Annotated in this window: 16 protein-coding genes; 14 read left to right on the top strand and 2 right to left on the bottom strand. The window is 43.1% G+C overall.

What is annotated here, in order from left to right:
* The first annotated feature begins 59 nt into the window (after positions 1-59).
* The gene (locus AC19MX_RS08145; protein ID WP_498297570.1) at positions 60-977 is read left to right on the top strand and encodes a bifunctional methionine sulfoxide reductase B/A protein; all 918 of its coding nucleotides are present in this window, start codon (positions 60-62) and stop codon (positions 975-977) included.
* 399 nt (positions 978-1,376) lie between these two features.
* On the opposite strand, the gene rne is transcribed toward AC19MX_RS08145, so the two are convergent.
* Positions 1,377-4,745 (bottom strand): ribonuclease E, encoded by a 3,369-nt coding sequence (gene rne / locus AC19MX_RS08140; protein ID WP_498297568.1) that lies wholly within the window; start codon positions 4,743-4,745, stop codon positions 1,377-1,379.
* A 627-nt stretch (positions 4,746-5,372) separates the two neighbouring features.
* Between rne and rluC the strand changes: the two genes are divergently transcribed.
* Positions 5,373-6,329 carry a 23S rRNA pseudouridine(955/2504/2580) synthase RluC gene (gene rluC / locus AC19MX_RS08135; RefSeq protein WP_432399705.1) on the top strand — a complete coding sequence of 319 codons (957 nt, stop codon included), beginning with the start codon at positions 5,373-5,375 and terminating at the stop codon, positions 6,327-6,329.
* 45 nt (positions 6,330-6,374) lie between these two features.
* Positions 6,375-7,022 carry an HAD-IA family hydrolase gene (locus AC19MX_RS08130; protein ID WP_498297566.1) on the top strand — a complete coding sequence of 216 codons (648 nt, stop codon included), beginning with the start codon at positions 6,375-6,377 and terminating at the stop codon, positions 7,020-7,022.
* 95 nt (positions 7,023-7,117) lie between these two features.
* Here the strand turns inward: AC19MX_RS08130 and AC19MX_RS08125 are convergent, their stop codons facing one another.
* The gene (locus AC19MX_RS08125) at positions 7,118-7,735 is read right to left on the bottom strand and encodes a Maf family protein (protein ID WP_498297564.1); all 618 of its coding nucleotides are present in this window, start codon (positions 7,733-7,735) and stop codon (positions 7,118-7,120) included.
* A 249-nt stretch (positions 7,736-7,984) separates the two neighbouring features.
* Here AC19MX_RS08125 and yceD point away from each other — a divergent pair, with 249 nt between their 5' ends.
* The 11 genes from yceD (at position 7,985) to cctA (ending at position 16,450) form a co-directional block, all read left to right on the top strand.
* Positions 7,985-8,509, top strand: coding sequence for a 23S rRNA accumulation protein YceD (gene yceD / locus AC19MX_RS08120; RefSeq protein WP_432399701.1), 525 nt, complete (start codon positions 7,985-7,987; stop codon positions 8,507-8,509).
* A gap of 17 nt (positions 8,510-8,526) precedes the next feature.
* On the top strand, positions 8,527-8,697 hold the full coding sequence (rpmF, locus tag AC19MX_RS08115) for a 50S ribosomal protein L32 (protein ID WP_011636967.1): 171 nt from the start codon (positions 8,527-8,529) through the stop codon (positions 8,695-8,697).
* A 15-nt stretch (positions 8,698-8,712) separates the two neighbouring features.
* The gene (gene plsX, locus AC19MX_RS08110) at positions 8,713-9,741 is read left to right on the top strand and encodes a phosphate acyltransferase PlsX (RefSeq protein ID WP_432399700.1); all 1,029 of its coding nucleotides are present in this window, start codon (positions 8,713-8,715) and stop codon (positions 9,739-9,741) included.
* Positions 9,742-9,749: 8 nt separating this feature from the next.
* Positions 9,750-10,709: a beta-ketoacyl-ACP synthase III gene (locus tag AC19MX_RS08105; protein WP_432399699.1), complete on the top strand. Its 960-nt coding sequence runs from the start codon at positions 9,750-9,752 to the stop codon at positions 10,707-10,709.
* 81 nt (positions 10,710-10,790) lie between these two features.
* Positions 10,791-11,717, top strand: a complete 927-nt coding sequence (fabD, locus tag AC19MX_RS08100; protein ID WP_498297562.1) for an ACP S-malonyltransferase — start codon at positions 10,791-10,793, stop codon at positions 11,715-11,717.
* 10 nt (positions 11,718-11,727) lie between these two features.
* The gene (gene fabG / locus AC19MX_RS08095; RefSeq protein WP_498297561.1) at positions 11,728-12,474 is read left to right on the top strand and encodes a 3-oxoacyl-ACP reductase FabG; all 747 of its coding nucleotides are present in this window, start codon (positions 11,728-11,730) and stop codon (positions 12,472-12,474) included.
* 163 nt (positions 12,475-12,637) lie between these two features.
* Positions 12,638-12,871, top strand: coding sequence for an acyl carrier protein (acpP, locus tag AC19MX_RS08090; RefSeq protein ID WP_011496723.1), 234 nt, complete (start codon positions 12,638-12,640; stop codon positions 12,869-12,871).
* Positions 12,872-13,034: 163 nt separating this feature from the next.
* Positions 13,035-14,276 carry a beta-ketoacyl-ACP synthase II gene (fabF, locus tag AC19MX_RS08085; protein WP_432399696.1) on the top strand — a complete coding sequence of 414 codons (1,242 nt, stop codon included), beginning with the start codon at positions 13,035-13,037 and terminating at the stop codon, positions 14,274-14,276.
* Positions 14,277-14,366: 90 nt separating this feature from the next.
* Positions 14,367-14,855 carry an acyl-CoA thioesterase gene (locus tag AC19MX_RS08080; RefSeq protein ID WP_432399695.1) on the top strand — a complete coding sequence of 163 codons (489 nt, stop codon included), beginning with the start codon at positions 14,367-14,369 and terminating at the stop codon, positions 14,853-14,855.
* A 13-nt stretch (positions 14,856-14,868) separates the two neighbouring features.
* Complete coding sequence (locus tag AC19MX_RS08075) at positions 14,869-15,744, top strand: NAD(P)-dependent oxidoreductase (RefSeq protein ID WP_498297559.1); 876 nt, start codon at positions 14,869-14,871, stop codon at positions 15,742-15,744.
* A gap of 370 nt (positions 15,745-16,114) precedes the next feature.
* Positions 16,115-16,450, top strand: coding sequence for a tetraheme c-type cytochrome CctA (gene cctA / locus AC19MX_RS08070; protein WP_498297558.1), 336 nt, complete (start codon positions 16,115-16,117; stop codon positions 16,448-16,450).
* The last annotated feature ends 330 nt before the right edge of the window (positions 16,451-16,780 follow it).

Below are 16,780 nucleotides of genomic sequence, written 5' to 3'. Positions count from 1 at the left end.
GATGCTATTGATCTCGCGTATTGTTTATCGATGCCGCAAAAAATCAGTGAGAACAAGCAATGAATAATTTAACCGACTTTGAAAAATACGTGATTGAACAAAAAGGCACAGAGCGCCCTTTTAGTGGCGAGTATGTGGACCATGATGCTCAAGGCGTGTATTGCTGTAAAAAATGTTTGGCACCTTTATACAAGAGCGAACATAAGTTTAACGCTCATTGTGGCTGGCCCGCATTTGACGATGAGATTACGGGTGCCGTTAAGCGAACCCCTGATGCCGACGGGCGTCGTGTTGAAATTACCTGCGATCAGTGTGGTGGACATTTAGGCCACGTATTTGAAGGTGAATTTCTGACGGATAAAAATGTACGTCATTGCGTTAATTCAGTGTCGATGGTGTTCAAATCAATCGATGAATTAAACGCATCAAATATGGCTGTTAGTCGTAATCAAAAAGCCACTTTTGGTGCGGGCTGCTTTTGGTGCGTTGAAGCGATTTTCGCTCAACTTGAGGGGGTGATCAGTGTTAAGTCTGGTTACTGCGGTGGCGATGCACAAGAGGCAAACTATGATGCGGTTTGTTCGGGGCTTACTGGGCACGCTGAAGTTGTGCACATTGAGTTTGACCCGGCTCTGATTAGCTATGAAACACTCTTAACCGTGTTATTCGAAAGTCACGATCCAACGACATTAAATCAACAAGGTAACGATAAAGGGCCACAATATCGTTCGGCTATTTTTGCGCATAACAGTGAACAAGTTGACTTAGCCAATGCGTTTATCAACCGCTTGAATGCACAACAAATCTGGCCTAACCCTATCGTGACTCAAATTAGTGCTTTTGATACATTTTACCCGGCAGAAAATTATCATGACGATTACTTCGCTAAACATGGCGAACAACCGTATTGCCAGTTAGTGGTGAAACCAAAGTTTGATAAAGTGATGCGCAAATTCGCTGATAAACGCAAAAAATAGTGCACTAGTTAAAATTAATGCACTAGTCAAAAGTATTGGTTAACAGTAGTGCATCAGTTAAATAAAAAAGGGGGGAGGTTGAATCATCAATCGCTCCCTTTTTTATCTTTATGTTGCCGCTTTTCAAAAGACTTTGATGGCGTTTATACGTTGAGTCTGAAACGTGTGAATATACGCACTTAATTGCATTTCATCCGTTTCAATCATATTGGCTTTAATCAAATATCCTATCGATGTAAATCATCAGGCCGTCAGCACCGCATCTCTATCAACAACTACTGGACAGGTTGTTAGTAAGTTTGCAGCGCCAAACATCGCCGCAGAACTAAAAATAGCCCAATAAAAAAGCCATGCTAAGCATGGCTTTATGGTTAAGAAGTATTATTACTCCTTATGATATTACTTGCCTGGGCGAGCCATATCAGATGATGCACTGTTACCCATTGCGACTTTAGGAGCATTGGTTTCAGCTTGCGCTTCATAAGCTCGACCTTGCGGTACCGCTTGTTGTTCGCGTACATCCACAGTCGGCTTAGTCATATCTGAAGATACCATTGAACCAAAACGACTGGCTTTAGCGGGTGCTTTAGGCGCAGCTTCAACCGGTGCGGTAACCTCTGATTTAACATCAGTTACAGTCTCAGCTTGAACTTTGCGTACCATAGCAGCAGGTTTGGCCATTGGCGCAGAAGCATTTGAAGCTACAGCTTTTTCGTGAGCGACATTGACTTCTGGCTCAGATTTAACTGTTTCCGTTACTCGTTCAGTCTTCACTACTTCAGCTTTCACTTCAGGAGTAACTTCAGCTTTAACAACTTCAGGAGCTGCTGCCGCTATCGGTTCTGCTTTAGGCTCTATAGCTTTAGGTGCTTCAACCGCTTTCTCTGCAACAGGTTCAACAACCGGTGCTGCTTTGGTTTCAACTACAGCTTCTGCCTTTGGCGCATCAACAGGTGTTGCAGCTTCAGAGTGAGTCGCAACCGCTGTTACTTCAACTTGAGTGTCAGTTACCGGTTTAACAGTGGCTTCAACGTTTGCTTGCTTTACTGGTGCCTTGTCTTGAGATTGCTCAGCATCTAACTGCTTCTCTAACTCATCAACAGAGGTAAATACTGCTTGTTGAGTTGTGTCGCTATCATCACGACGACGACGTTGACCCGCAGCTCTAAGATGGCGAGGACTACGACGGCTGCGACGTTGACCTTCACGGCCGTCTGCCTTCGCGTCTTCAGATGCATCTGCATCGTTGTCATCCGCAGCGTCACCATTTTCGGTGTTTTCAACGGCAACAGTTGCTTCAGTATTGCTGGTTTCGTTAACCATTTCACTTGTCGCAGTTGTTTGCTCTGCTTTAACCGCATTCGCTTCAACTTGAACTTCAGTAGCATCTGCTTTAACAACATCTGTCGTTGCTTGTGGCGCTGACGCTACTGTCTTATCAGTATTGTCTGATGTTTCTGTATCGTTTTTAGCTTGCGCTTCATTCGATTGTTCGCTTCTTTCTTTACGTGGCTGGCGACGGCTGCGAGGCGCTCTTGTTTCTGATTTTTCTTCAGTTACTTTAGGCTCTACCGCTTTGATTTCTGCTGTGTTAACTTCTTCTGCTTTATCGTTCGCATCCGTTGTTTTTGCAACTGTATCATCAGTTTGTTCGCTTTCGATTCGCACTTTACGACGCATGTTGCGACGTTGACGACGTTCACGAGCCGCTTCTTGCTTAGGTGATTTTTCAGTATTGATATTGGCAGCTTTCGGCTCATTAGTTTCTGCTAATGGCGTGTCTACTTTCTCATTACGCGGTTTGTTTTTAACGCTATCGTCCTGAGCATTATTTTTGCTATTACGATCATTACGTTTGTTACGAGTACGTGGCTCTGTACCTTCTTTTGGCTTATCGCTGTCAGTACGTTGGCGACGGCTGTCGTTACGGCTGGTGTTGCGATTCGCACTATCGTTACGGCTGTCATTACGACGTGGGCGACGATTGTTAGCCTGAGACGCATCTTTTGCTGGCGCAGCCGGTTTAGTGTCTTTGGTTTCGCTATCGCTGGTGGCAAACAGTGCACTGATTGCTGAAACGATACGCGCAAAGAATCCTGGTTGAGATGGCGCTGCAGCAACAGGGGCTTTAGCCACTGGAGCAGGCGTTGGAGGCGCTTCATCTATTGCTGTTTTTTGTGGTGCAGCAAAGCCTTTTAAAGCAGGCTCTGGTGACGCTGCACGCTCAAGTTTACGTGGTTCATATAACTTTGATGACGGTTTTTCAACGCGCTTGTAGCTAGATTCGCTAACTTCATCATCGCTTTTACGACGAACAACACGATACTCTGGCGTTTGCATGTGGGCATCTGGAATGATGTACACTTCAACTTCATGACGTTCTTCAGTAATACGAATCGCTTTGCGTTTTTCGTTTAACAAAAATGCCGCCACATCAACCGGAACGATAGCTTCGATTTGAGTGGTATTTTCTTTAATGGCTTCTTCTTCCATTAAACGTAAAATGGATAACGCTAAAGATTCAGTACTACGAATAGTACCTTGGCCATGACAACGTGGGCATAAATGTGCTGCGGACTCTTCAAGAGAAGGGCGCAGGCGCTGACGTGACATTTCCATTAAACCGAAACGAGAGATACGACCTAATTGCACGCGAGCACGGTCATGATGCACGGCATCACGCATACGGTTTTCAACTTCACGTTGATGACGAACAGGCGTCATATCGATAAAGTCGATAACCACTAAACCACCTAAGTCACGCAGACGTAATTGACGCGCAATTTCATCAGCAGCTTCAAGGTTGGTGTTTAGTGCAGTCTCTTCAATATCGCCGCCTTTAGTGGCGCGAGCAGAGTTAATATCGATAGACGTTAATGCTTCTGTTGGGTCGATTACGATTGAACCACCAGACGGTAAACGCACTTCACGCTGGAATGCTGACTCAATTTGCGACTCAATTTGGAAGTGAGTAAATAACGGCACTTCTGAATCATATTGCTTAACACGCTCAACGAAATCTGGGCGAACTAAACCTATATGCAGTTTAGCTTCTTCAAAAATACGTGGGTGATCGATGAGGATTTCACCGACATCACGACGTAAATAATCACGAATAGCACGTACAATTACGTTGCTTTCTTGATGAATTAAGAATGGTGCCGGTTTAGTTTGTGCCGCTTCTTGAATGGCATCCCAGTGGTGTTGAAGTACTTTTAAGTCCCACTTAAGTTCAGTTGACTCTTTACCAACACCAGCGGTACGAACGATTAAGCCCATGCCATTTGGTACTTCAAGTTCAGAGATAGCTTCTTTAAGCTCGGTACGTTCATCACCTTCGATACGACGTGAAATACCGCCAGCACGAGGATTATTTGGCATGAGTACCAGGTATGAACCCGCAAGGCTGATAAAGGTTGTTAGAGCCGCGCCTTTATTACCGCGTTCTTCTTTATCAATCTGGACGATGACTTCTTGACCTTCCTGCACCACTTCTTTGATGTTAGGACGACCTTGGAATGAGTAACCTTTAGGGAAGTATTCGCGGGCAATTTCTTTAAGCGGTAAGAAACCATGACGATCAGCGCCATAATCAACAAAAGCTGCTTCAAGTGAGGGCTCTACGCGAGTGATTTTACCTTTATAGATATTTGATTTTTTCTGTTCGTGACCAGGACTTTCGATATCTAGATCATACAGTTGTTGCCCGTCTACAAGGGCAACACGCAACTCTTCTGATTGAGTTGCATTAATTAACATACGTTTCATGATGACGTGATTCTTCTAAATGAGGTCATCAAACAACACGATCTTTCTGCATTACGGGCCTGAATTAATCGGTGTAACCTCACGGTTAGCTTCAGGCAATTAGGTGCTCATCACTGTAAAACGCAGTCGCTGCGTGTCGCATCCTATTTATGGCTTATTTTCTAATATTTACAAAAACAAGGAATTCGTTGACTTACAACCAACCCCATAAATTATGGTAATTTAATCCGTTAATGCCCAAGTCGAATCGGTTTGTTTGATAACAAGCTAAAATATTGTTCGAATTTGGGGCGATTTACTGCAGTTAAATTGAAATCTTTATTGAAGACTTACGGTTTAATTGTCGAAACGTTTCTTGTCGTTTTTTATTTATATACAATTTGCAAATCAATGACTTGCTACCGATAAAGCTCATTTTCTTAATTGCAGTTCTTTCGCATTTGGTGAAAGTTGTGAACACTTTATCCACTGTTTACTCTCAACCTGAGCGCAAATATAGCAACAAACGCTATTGTCATCAATCAAAAGCCCATATTCTTTCATGTATTTATTTCAAGTCCGCCATGGTAATAGCCAATCATTTGCAAGATAAGGTACACTATTGCGGTTACTACTATATGGCGCATCATGAATACTGAAACTACCCCCCAAGTTGAATACGTGACTATCGACGAAGATCATTTTGAACAACGCATCGATAATTTTTTACTCACCAAATTAAAAGGTGTTCCTAAGAGCATGATCTATCGGATTGTGCGTAAAGGAGAAGTGCGCGTAAATAAAAAGCGCATAAAGCCAGAATACAAATTGCAAATCGGTGACATCGTGCGTGTTCCGCCGGTGAGAATGGCTGAGAAAGATAATCGCAAAGCGCCATCGCCTAATTTATCTCGAGTGTCGCAGCTTGAAGAACGTATTATCCACGAAGATAATCATCTTATTGTATTAAACAAACCCGCTGGTATTGCTGTACATGGTGGCAGTGGTGTTGATTATGGTGTGATTGAAGGGTTACGTTCACTGCGGCCACAACAGAAATTTTTAGAGCTAGTGCACCGTTTAGATAAAGACACCTCAGGTGTGCTGCTTGTGGCTAAAAAACGCAGTGCATTAAAGCATTTACATGAGCAACTGCGCAGTAAAACCATGCAAAAGGATTATTTAGCCTTAGTGCGTGGCGAGTGGCAAGCAAGCGATAAAGTGGTCAAAGCGCCGTTATTAAAAATTACCTTAAAATCGGGTGAACGTATTGTTCGCGTCAATAAAGAAGGTAAAGAGTCTGAGACTCGCTACAAAATCATGCAACGCTACCAAGGGTGTACATTGGTGAAAGCCAGCCCTGTGACAGGTCGTACGCATCAAATTCGTGTGCATTGCCAGTATGCGGGTCATGCAATTGCCTGTGATGACAAATACAGCGAGCAACAATTTGATGACAGCATGAGAGCGTTAGGATTAGACCGCCTGTTTTTACATGCGGCTGAGCTCAAGTTTACTCATCCTGAGAATAATGAAGTCATGCAAGTCAAAGCACCATTAGATGAAATATTACTAAATACTTTGGATAAGCTCAAACGAACTTAAACCACAGTATGTGCAATGTGTTGAATCAAAAAAGTAAGGCATAACGTGAAGCGTAAAGACAAAGCATTTGATTTAGTCATCTTTGACTGGGATGGCACGTTAATGGACACCGTGGGTAAAATTGTATCCTGCATGCAAGGTGTGGCGCATGAGTTAGCATTAACTGTGCCGACAGAGCAACAAGTAAGAGATGTGATTGGTTTGTCTTTGCCTACGATTATGCCGATTTTGTTTGCTGGGCATCAAGATCATCAACAAATTATTGATTGTTACCGTCGCCATCATTTAGCCAGCGATTATCCAACACCGTTATTCGACGGTGTGGAATTATTGATTAAGCAGCTACATGACGCGGGGTATTTATTAGCTATTGCGACGGGCAAAGCACGCGAAGGGTTAGATAGGGTACTTGAGTTGACTGGGCTAGATCAGTATTTTCATGCATCACGTTGTGCCAGTGATTCTCAAAGTAAACCGCACCCAGAAATGCTTCAAAGTTTGTTAAGTCATTTTGAGATCAGCGCTGACAAAGCGATTATGATTGGTGATTCAATTCATGACTTAACCATGGCCAATAACGCTAACATAGCCAGTATTGGTGTGAGTTATGGTGCCCATGATGAAGCGCGGTTACAAGTGCTTCAGCCTTTGGCTATTGTGAGTCAAGCTTCTGCAATTCGCGATTACTTGTAATATGATGTAGGGCTTCACGATATTTATTGAAAGCCCTCATTTACACACTGCTTTTTCGTAAAGTCTGCTTATTCCCACCTACTTGTTATTTACGACTAACTTCTCATCACGGATGACTTACTTAACACATCCATACCTTGTTGTTGCAGTAACTCAATTAATTTAATTAATGGCAGGCCAATCAAGGTATTGGGGTCATCACCTTCTAAACGGCTAAACAGCGCAATCCCTAGGCCTTCACTTTTAAAACTTCCCGCACAATATAAAGGTTGTTCTGTTTCGACATAATAGCGGATCTGTGTTTGCGTTAAGCTTTTAAAATGTACTGTAAAAGGTTCGATGCACGATAACATCTGCTGTGTGACTTGGTTATATACGGCAAGCCCAGTATAAAAGGTTATGGCCTGGCCAGATGCGGCACTTAGTTGGGCAATCGCATTGTCGACAGTATGGGGTTTACCGATAATCTGCCCGTTTATCACTGCGACTTGATCTGAACCAATAATTAATTGTGTTGAATCTGTTTTAATCGCTAATTTGGCACCCGCGAGCGCTTTTTGCTCAGCTAAACGTTGCACTAATGCCGTTGCTGTTTCATTTTGCTGTGGTGTTTCGTCTATATCGGGATTAACACAGTCAAATGGTTGCATTAATTTTTGTAATAGTTGCTGTCGAAAAGGGGACGTTGATGCGAGTACAAGATTGAAATTCATCGGGTTTATTTCACTATTTATTTATCAATAATCAATTATCGTGCAGTTTACTGCATTCATTAGGTCAAATGGAGTATTTTTCACCGAGTAATGCTTGTGTGATGGGGTTTGGTTCGGTAAAATTTGCCAACTTTCAAATTCAATGCCGGATTAAAGAATACCTAAATAGTCAGTGTTAGGTGAGATGACCGTATTTTTACGGAAATTTTCTTTGACTCCAGCGTTTTCAAACTATAATATGCGCGCCTTATGCAAACAGTAAAGATACCGGTTTCAATTGATCCTATACGCGCTGCCTCAAGCGGCCTTCGTTATGAAGGTTTCGTGCCAGGTGAGCAACTTAAGCGATTAAGCGAGTTATGTGCCGGCGACTGTTCCAACGTAGTTGTGTCGTTGGAATGTGGCGTCGATTTACAGGGGATAGTCTACCTTCGCGGGAAGGCTGTGACGGAGCTCACTCTGCTATGTCAACGTTGCATGACACAATATACTACGGAGGTTACGGTCGACTTTTGTTTTAGTCCTTGTAAGACTGAGGCAGAAATCGATGAGCTCCCGGATGCGTATGACCCAATTGAGTGTAATGAGATTGGCGAAGTACGTCTGCATCAATTGATTGAAGATGAATTGATAGTCGCTATGCCGATCATCCCTATGCATGAAGATACTGATTGCAAATTAGGGTCGAAAGATATAGTTGTAGGCGAGATCGAACCCGCTCATGAGGAGCGTCCAAATCCGTTTGCAGTGTTAGAAAAACTGAAGAGCAAGTAATCTAGGAGACAGGTCAAATGGCTGTACAACAGAATAAAAAATCACGTTCAAAGCGCGGCATGCGTCGTTCACATGATTCATTGAGCACTGCTCAATTATCAGTAGACGCTACTAGCGGTGAATTACATCTACGTCACAACGTGACTGCTGATGGTTTTTACCGCGGTAAAAAGGTAATCAACAAGTAATTTGTTGATTATCTGATGACAAATCTGACGCTTGCGTTAGATGCGATGGGGGGCGATCACGGTCCCCACGTGACAGTGCCTGCAGCAATGCAGGCACTGAAATTTCATAACACCCTCAAAATTATTTTGGTTGGTAATCAAACCGAAATTCAAAAATATTTACCTCAAACACCTTCTACTGATTTAGACCGTATTGAAATAATCCATACCACCGAAGTTGTCACCATGTGTGATAGGCCCGTTCATGCTTTGCGTTCACGTAAAAACAGTTCAATGAGAATTGCTCTGGAATTAGTACGAGACGGGAAAGCGGCCGCTTGCGTCAGTGCAGGTAACACGGGTGCATTAATGGCAATGGCAAAAGTATTGCTAAAAACCTTACCGGGTATTGATAGGCCTGCATTAGTGTCTTGTTTACCTGCGGTTACTGGCAAGCCGGTTTATTTGCTCGATTTAGGTGCCAACGTCTCTTGTGACTCTGAAGCATTATTTCAATTCGCGATTATGGGTTCGGTTTTATGTGAAGCTGTCCATAAAAAAGCGCGCCCGAAAGTGGCATTATTGAATGTGGGCATCGAAGAAGTAAAAGGCAACGATCAAGTTCAACAAGCTGCACAGTTGTTACAACACACCGATCAAGTCAATTACATTGGCTTTGTTGAAGGTGATGAAATTTATACTGGTAATGTCGATGTCATTGTTTGTGATGGTTTTGTCGGTAACATTACCCTTAAAACTTCCGAAGGCATTGCCAAGTTATTAGTACATCAATTAAAGCGCGGTTTAAAAGACGGCTTTTTTGTACGTTTACTCTCCAAACTCATCGCTCCACACATACAAGCTGTACTCAGTAAGATGAACCCCGACCACTATAATGGTGCAAGTCTGATAGGATTGCGCGGAATAGTAGTAAAGAGTCATGGTAACGCGGATGAAGCTGCATTTTTACAAGCATTAAATTTAGCAGCAACAGAAGCAAAACGTCGTCTTCCTGAAATGATTAAAGATCGTTTGGAGTCGATTCTTTTAGACATCAATAGCTGATCTCATATATGCACACAAAAATTCTCGGAACAGGCAGTTATTTGCCTGTGCAAGTACGTAGCAATCAAGATCTCGAAAAAATGGTTGAAACCAATGACCAATGGATTGTTGACCGAACCGGTATCTCTGAGCGGCGCATCGCTGCTATAGACGAGTCGGTGGCAACCATGGGCCATCAAGCGGCATTAAAAGCGCTTGAAATGGCCGGCATTGATGCCAGCGAGTTAGACATGATTGTCTGTGGCACCACAAGTGCAACCAACGCATTCCCTGCAGCAGCCTGCGAAATTCAAGCCTTACTCGGCGTTAAAAATATTCCAGCCTTTGATATTGCCGCCGCATGTTCAGGGTTTGTGTATGCGTTGTCTGTCGCCGACCAATTCGTCAAAACAGGTGCCGCTAAAAAAGTATTAGTCATTGGCTCTGATGTATTGTCGCGCATGTGTGATCCTGCCGATCGAACAACTGTGATTCTGTTTGGTGATGGTGCAGGGGCAGCTGTTATTGGCGCAAGTGATACACCAGGTATTATTGCGACCCATATTTATGCTGATGGTAGTCAAGGCGACTTATTAAAGTGCGCTTTTCCTCCTCGCTCGGGTGAAGGCTCAGAAGCCGTTAGTTTTATGACAATGAAAGGCAATGACGTATTTAAAGTTGCCGTGACGCAGTTATCGAATGTGGTCACTGAAACGTTGCGTTTAAATAACGTCGATAAGTCTGAAATTGATTGGTTAGTGCCGCATCAAGCCAATTTCCGCATTATTAATGCCACTGCCAAAAAACTCAATATGAGTTTAGATAAAGTGGTATTGACGTTAGCCAGACACGGTAATACATCCGCAGCCTCAGTGCCTATTGCGCTTGATGAAGCCGTGCGTGATGGTCGTATTCAACGTGGTCAATTATTATTGCTCGAAGCCTTTGGTGGCGGTTTTGCATGGGGCAGTGCCCTCATTCGTTATTAATGTTTAAATCTACTCTTATTTAAATGTGCTTTTATTTAAATGTGCAGTTACTTAAATCAATTCTTATACAGGTAAGTGTTTATGGAAAATGTTGCTTTTGTATTCCCTGGTCAAGGTTCTCAGGCTGTTGGAATGTTAGCTGACTTGGCACAATCTAACGACATTATTGGGCAAACTTTTGCCGAAGCGAGTCACGCGTTAGGTTATGATTTATGGGATTTAGTGTCCAATGGCCCAGTTGAAACGTTAAACGAGACAGATAAAACTCAGCCAGCATTACTGACTGCAAGTGTGGCGATTTGGCGTGCATATCAAGCATCTAACAAGCCAATGCCAAGTTTGTTAGCGGGTCACAGCTTAGGTGAGTATTCTGCTTTAGTGTGTGCTGGGGTGATTGAATTTACCGATGCCGTTAAATTAGTTGAGCTGCGTGGTAAATTAATGCAACAAGCTGTGCCAGCAGGTTCTGGTGCGATGTTTGCCATTATTGGGCTCGATGATGAGGCCATTGCCGCGGCGTGTGCTGAATCTGCCCAAGGTGATGTTGTCAGTCCAGTTAACTATAACAGCCCAGGTCAAGTCGTGATTGCCGGTGAAAAAGCCGCAGTTGAACGCGCTGCTGCAGCGTGTAAAGCCGCTGGCGCTAAAATGGCTGTTGCCTTGCCTGTAAGTGTGCCATCTCACTGTGCGCTTATGAAGCCTGCTGCTGATGAATTAGCTAAAGCGTTAGTTAATGTGACGTTCTCTGCCCCAAGTATTAATGTGATTAATAACGTTGATGTTGCTATGCCAACTGATGCTGATTTAATAAAAGAGGCTTTAGTGCGTCAATTATATTGCCCAGTTCGCTGGAGCGAGATGGTTGAGTTTATAGCGACACAAGGTGTTACAAATTTAGTTGAGTGTGGGCCTGGTAAAGTATTAACCGGGTTAACAAAAAGAATTAATAAATCCATATCCGCTCAAGCGGTAAATGATGTTGCTTCATTTGCGGCATTAACCGAATAAAGGAGTTTTTATGAGCTTTAACATCAGTCTAGACGGCAAGGTAGCGTTAGTTACCGGCGCGAGTCGTGGCATTGGCCGTGCAATTGCTGAATCGCTACAACAAGCAGGTGCAGTCGTTATCGGTACCGCGACCAGTGAAAAAGGCGCGGCAGCAATTCAGCAATACCTAGGTGACAAAGGCTTTGGGATGGTGTTAAATGTCACTGATACTCAATCGGTTGCCGATTTGTATAGCCAGATCAAAGAAAAAACGGGTGATGTTGATATTCTTATTAACAACGCTGGTATCACTCGCGACAATTTATTGATGCGGATGAAAGATGATGAATGGCAAGACATTATTGACACCAATTTGACGTCATTATTTAAATTGTCTAAACCTGTAATGCGATCTATGATGAAAAAACGTTTCGGACGTATTATCAGTATCGGTTCAGTAGTAGGTACAATGGGTAATGCTGGTCAAGTAAATTACTCGGCAGCAAAAGCGGGTTTGATAGGGTTTACAAAATCTCTTGCAAGAGAGGTTGCATCTCGTCAAATAACAGTGAATGCTATTGCACCTGGATTTATTCAGACAGATATGACAGATGAGCTGACACCTGAGCAGCAACAAGCTATTATGTCGCAAGTTCCGATGGAACGTTTAGGGCAAGCACAAGAAATTGCCAATGCAGTATTGTTTTTGGCCTCGGATTCAGCCGCTTACATCACAGGCGAAACATTGCATGTGAATGGCGGTATGTACATGGTTTAAGGGCGATAGGTAGGAAACTACCTTCATTTGAGTCAGTGTTAGTGACAATTCAATGTTAATTTTTGTGGTTAGACCACAAAATCTAAGCTTGCATTGTTATCTAATTCGAATAAACTACTCGCAATCTTACGCAAGTGCGTAATTTGAATAGGAAAGAAAACTAATGAGCAACATCGAAGAACGTGTAAAGAAAATCATCATCGAACAACTTGGCGTTAAAGAAGAAGACGTTAAATCAGCTGCTTCTTTTGTAGACGATTTAGGCGCTGATTCTCTAGACACGGTTGAATTGGTTATGGCTCTAGAAGAAGAGTTTGATACCGAGATCCCTGACGAAGAAGCTGAAAAGATCACTACTGTTCAAGCAGCGATCGATTACGTTTCTAAGAATCAGTAATCAAGAATTCACATTGACAGGCGGCATTTATGCCGCCTGTTTTTGTTTAAAGCATTTGTAAACGCTCGTTCCATTTAATTGCACTAACATATCCCTTCTTATACTCCTTTAGCGTTATCGCAATAATGGCATCGTGGCAGATTTTTATTTAAAGGTGAATATCATGTCTAAACGTCGTGTCGTCATCACAGGTCTTGGACTTGTGACTCCAGTAGGTAATGATGTCGAGTCTTCTTGGAATGCCTTATTGGCAGGCCAAAGTGGTATCGCGCCAATCACTAAATTTGATGCCAGCGAATTTGGCACGCGTTTTAGTGGTTCGGTTAAAGATTTTGATGTCGAAAAATACTTAACAAAAAAAGATGCACGTAAAATGGATTTGTTTATCCAATACGGCATGGCCGCAGGCATTCAAGCCGTTACCGATTCAGGCTTAGACATGAGCCAAGAAAATCCAGCTCGTGTGGGCACTGCAATCGGTGCTGGTATGGGTGGTATGTGGTTAATTGAACAAGGCCATTCGGCATTATTAAATGGTGGACCACGTAAAGTATCGCCATTCTTTGTGCCGAGCACCATTATTAACATGATCGCAGGCCATTTATCGATTATGTATGGCATGACAGGTCCTAACTTTGCAGTGACGACCGCTTGTACTACAGGCGTTCATAATATCGGTTTTGCCGCCCGTACTATTGCTTATGGCGATGCCGATGTAATGGTTGCTGGCGGTGCAGAAGATGTCACCAGTCCATTGGGCGTAGCCGGTTTTAGCGCAGCTAAAGCGTTATCAACCCGTAATGACGATCCAACCGCAGCTAGCCGCCCATGGGACAAAGACCGTGATGGTTTTGTAATTGGCGATGGTGCGGGCGTTATTGTCATGGAAGAATATGAACGTGCTAAAGCGCGCGGTGCTAAAATTTACGGCGAATTAGTGGGTTTTGGTATGAGTGGCGATGCATTTCACATGACCTCGCCGCCAAGTGATGGCGCAGGTGCAGCAGCTGCAATGGTTAATGCCATTAACGATGCACAGATCCAAAAAGAGCAAGTGGGTTACATCAATGCCCATGGCACTTCAACTCATGCCGGCGATAAAGCTGAAGCTGCCGCGGTTAAAGCGGTATTTGGCCCACATGCTTATGATTTGTTGGTGAGTTCAACCAAGTCAATGACAGGGCATTTACTCGGCGCAGCAGGTGCAATTGAAGCCATCATTACTTTGCTTGCGCTGCGTGATCAACACGTACCGCCAACGATTAACCTAGATAACCCTGATGAAGGATGCGATTTAGACTTTGTTGCGCATACTTCACGCCGCCATCAATTTGATTATGCGTTATGTAATTCATTTGGTTTTGGTGGAACGAATGGTTCGCTACTATTCAAAAAAATAGATTAATATTGTTCAAGATAAAAAGCGCCTAGTGCGCTTTTTTTGTATCGGTACAGCGTGTATCGTTGATACACCATCGAATGACTGGGAGGCTTTATGGCCGGTAAAGATAGAAAGCTTACATTACGTTTTTTGGCCGAACCTGCAGATGTCAATTTTGGCGGTAAGGTACACGGTGGTGCTGTAATGAAATGGATCGATTTAGCCGCATATGCAACTGCTGCGGGTTGGAGCGGTAAATATTGCATTACGGTTTATGCTGGCGGGATCCGTTTTGTTAAACCTATCCATGTAGGCAATATTGTTGAGGTAACGGGTAAAGTGATTTACACCGGTACAACATCAATGCATATTGCGATAGATGTAAAAGCGGGCGATCCCAAAGAATCAGAACGTCATTTAACCACTCATTGTATTGTTATCATGGTTGCAGTAGATGATGAAGGTCATCCAACATCGGTTCCTGAGTGGATCCCGGCAACAGCAGATGATATTCGTTTACGTGATAGTGCTTTACGTTTAATGGATATGCGTAAGCGTATCGGTGCTGAAATGGAAGCACACGTTAAACCTTCAGTTGAATAAATAAGGAAAAATCATGGCCAAGGTCGCATTTATTGGTTTAGGCGTAATGGGATACCCGATGGCGGGGCATTTAGTTAAAAATGGCCATGAGGTCACAGTATATAACCGTACAAGCTCAAAAGCGGCTCAGTGGGTTGAACAATTTGGTGGTCAATCTGCCGCTACACCTAAAGAAGCAGCGAAAGGCCAAGATATCGTGTTTACCTGTGTCGGTAATGATGATGACTTGCGTCAAGTGGTATTAGGTGAGCACGGCGTCGTACAGGGTATGCACGCAGGTACGATTTTGGTTGACCATACCACGGCTTCAGCTGATGTTGCCCGTGAGATTGCAGAGCATATTCAACCACTCAATATTGGCTTTTTAGATGCGCCAGTATCTGGCGGCCAGGCTGGCGCTGAAAAAGGCTTATTAACGGTAATGATGGGCGGTGAGCAAGTCCATTTTGATGCTGTTCAATCTGTTCTTGCTGCTTACAGTCGCTGTGCTGAACTATTAGGGCCAGTCGGCTCAGGGCAATTGACTAAAATGGTCAATCAAATTTGTATCGCCGGTGTGGTTCAAGGATTGGCTGAAGGGCTTCACTTTGCTAAGAGTGCCGGTTTAGATGGCCTTAAAGTGATTGAAGTGATCAGTAAAGGTGCTGCGCAAAGCTGGCAAATGGAGAATCGTTATCAAACCATGTGGCAAGGTCAATATGATTTTGGTTTTGCGATTGATTGGATGCGTAAAGATTTAGGCATTGCATTAGATGAAGCTCGCCGAAATGGTAGTCATTTACCGGTTACTGCATTGGTCGATCAGTTTTATTCAGAAGTGCAAGCGATGAAAGGTAACCGTTGGGATACCTCGAGTTTACTGGCTAGGTTAGAAAAATCTAGACGTTAACTTAGACAATATATTCAGTTTACTATTGTTAGCCTCAACATTGATTGGGGCTTTTTTTTGTTTATAAAAACCAATATATAAGGTGTTACTACATTAGGGTTTTCTGGCGTAAAAGTTAATTTAATCACTAAAAACCATCGAGTTACATGATGTAGCGCACATATTCAAACAAGTAAGACTGTTATTATTGCTTAATCTAAATTAATTTTGCTTAAAGTGAATTAATTTACTACTTTTATATTGTCGCTCAATTTTGATTTCGGTCGATATAAAGGGGTGAGTTAATTCTTAAGTAAAGTGTCGTGCTTCAGTGTAAGACCCGCGTCAGATAATAAGAATGCGGGCATACACTAAATTGGAGGAATGAATAATGAGCAACAAACTACTCAGCGCATTGTTTGCGGCAGGTTTCGCGGTAATGATGATGTCTTCTGCATCATTTGCTGCTGATGAAACCCTCGCAGAGTTTCACGTTGAAATGGGTGGCTGTGAAAACTGCCATGCTAATGAAGAGCCATCAGCTGATGGTGCATATGAATTTGAACAATGTCAAAGTTGCCATGGTTCACTTGCAGAGATGGATGATACCCATAAAGCGCATGATGGTGCGTTAATGTGTGCAGATTGTCATGCTCCGCACGAAATTAAAGTTGGCGAAAAACCAACGTGTGACACATGTCATGATGATGGCCGTACTGCTAAATAAGTTGTCCCGCTGATTAAAAATACCGACATTAATGTCGGTATTTTTGTTTCTGGCCTCTTTCAAAACCGAGAAGTATAAATCTAATACCATTGCGTGCTAATAAGTGATGACTCGCCAGAAAGAAATACTCCAGCCGCTTTTGCTCTGCTTTCTCGCTATTTGAAGGAGAGCAACCATCAAGACACAATAGAGATAGCGACGCCTTAATCAAAAACCGCTGGGCGCATTCTGAGTGGTCACTTAATAATGCGGATGGGTATTCCTACCTCTTTATAGGTATTTAATTTCTTTTGTTTTCAAATAGATGCGCGCTTTAAGTGCATGCGCTTG

Source organism: Shewanella sp. MF05956 (assembly GCF_059758055.1).
The sequence above is the reverse complement of the archived record's forward strand: the minus strand, read 5'-3'. Positions and strand labels throughout refer to the sequence as shown.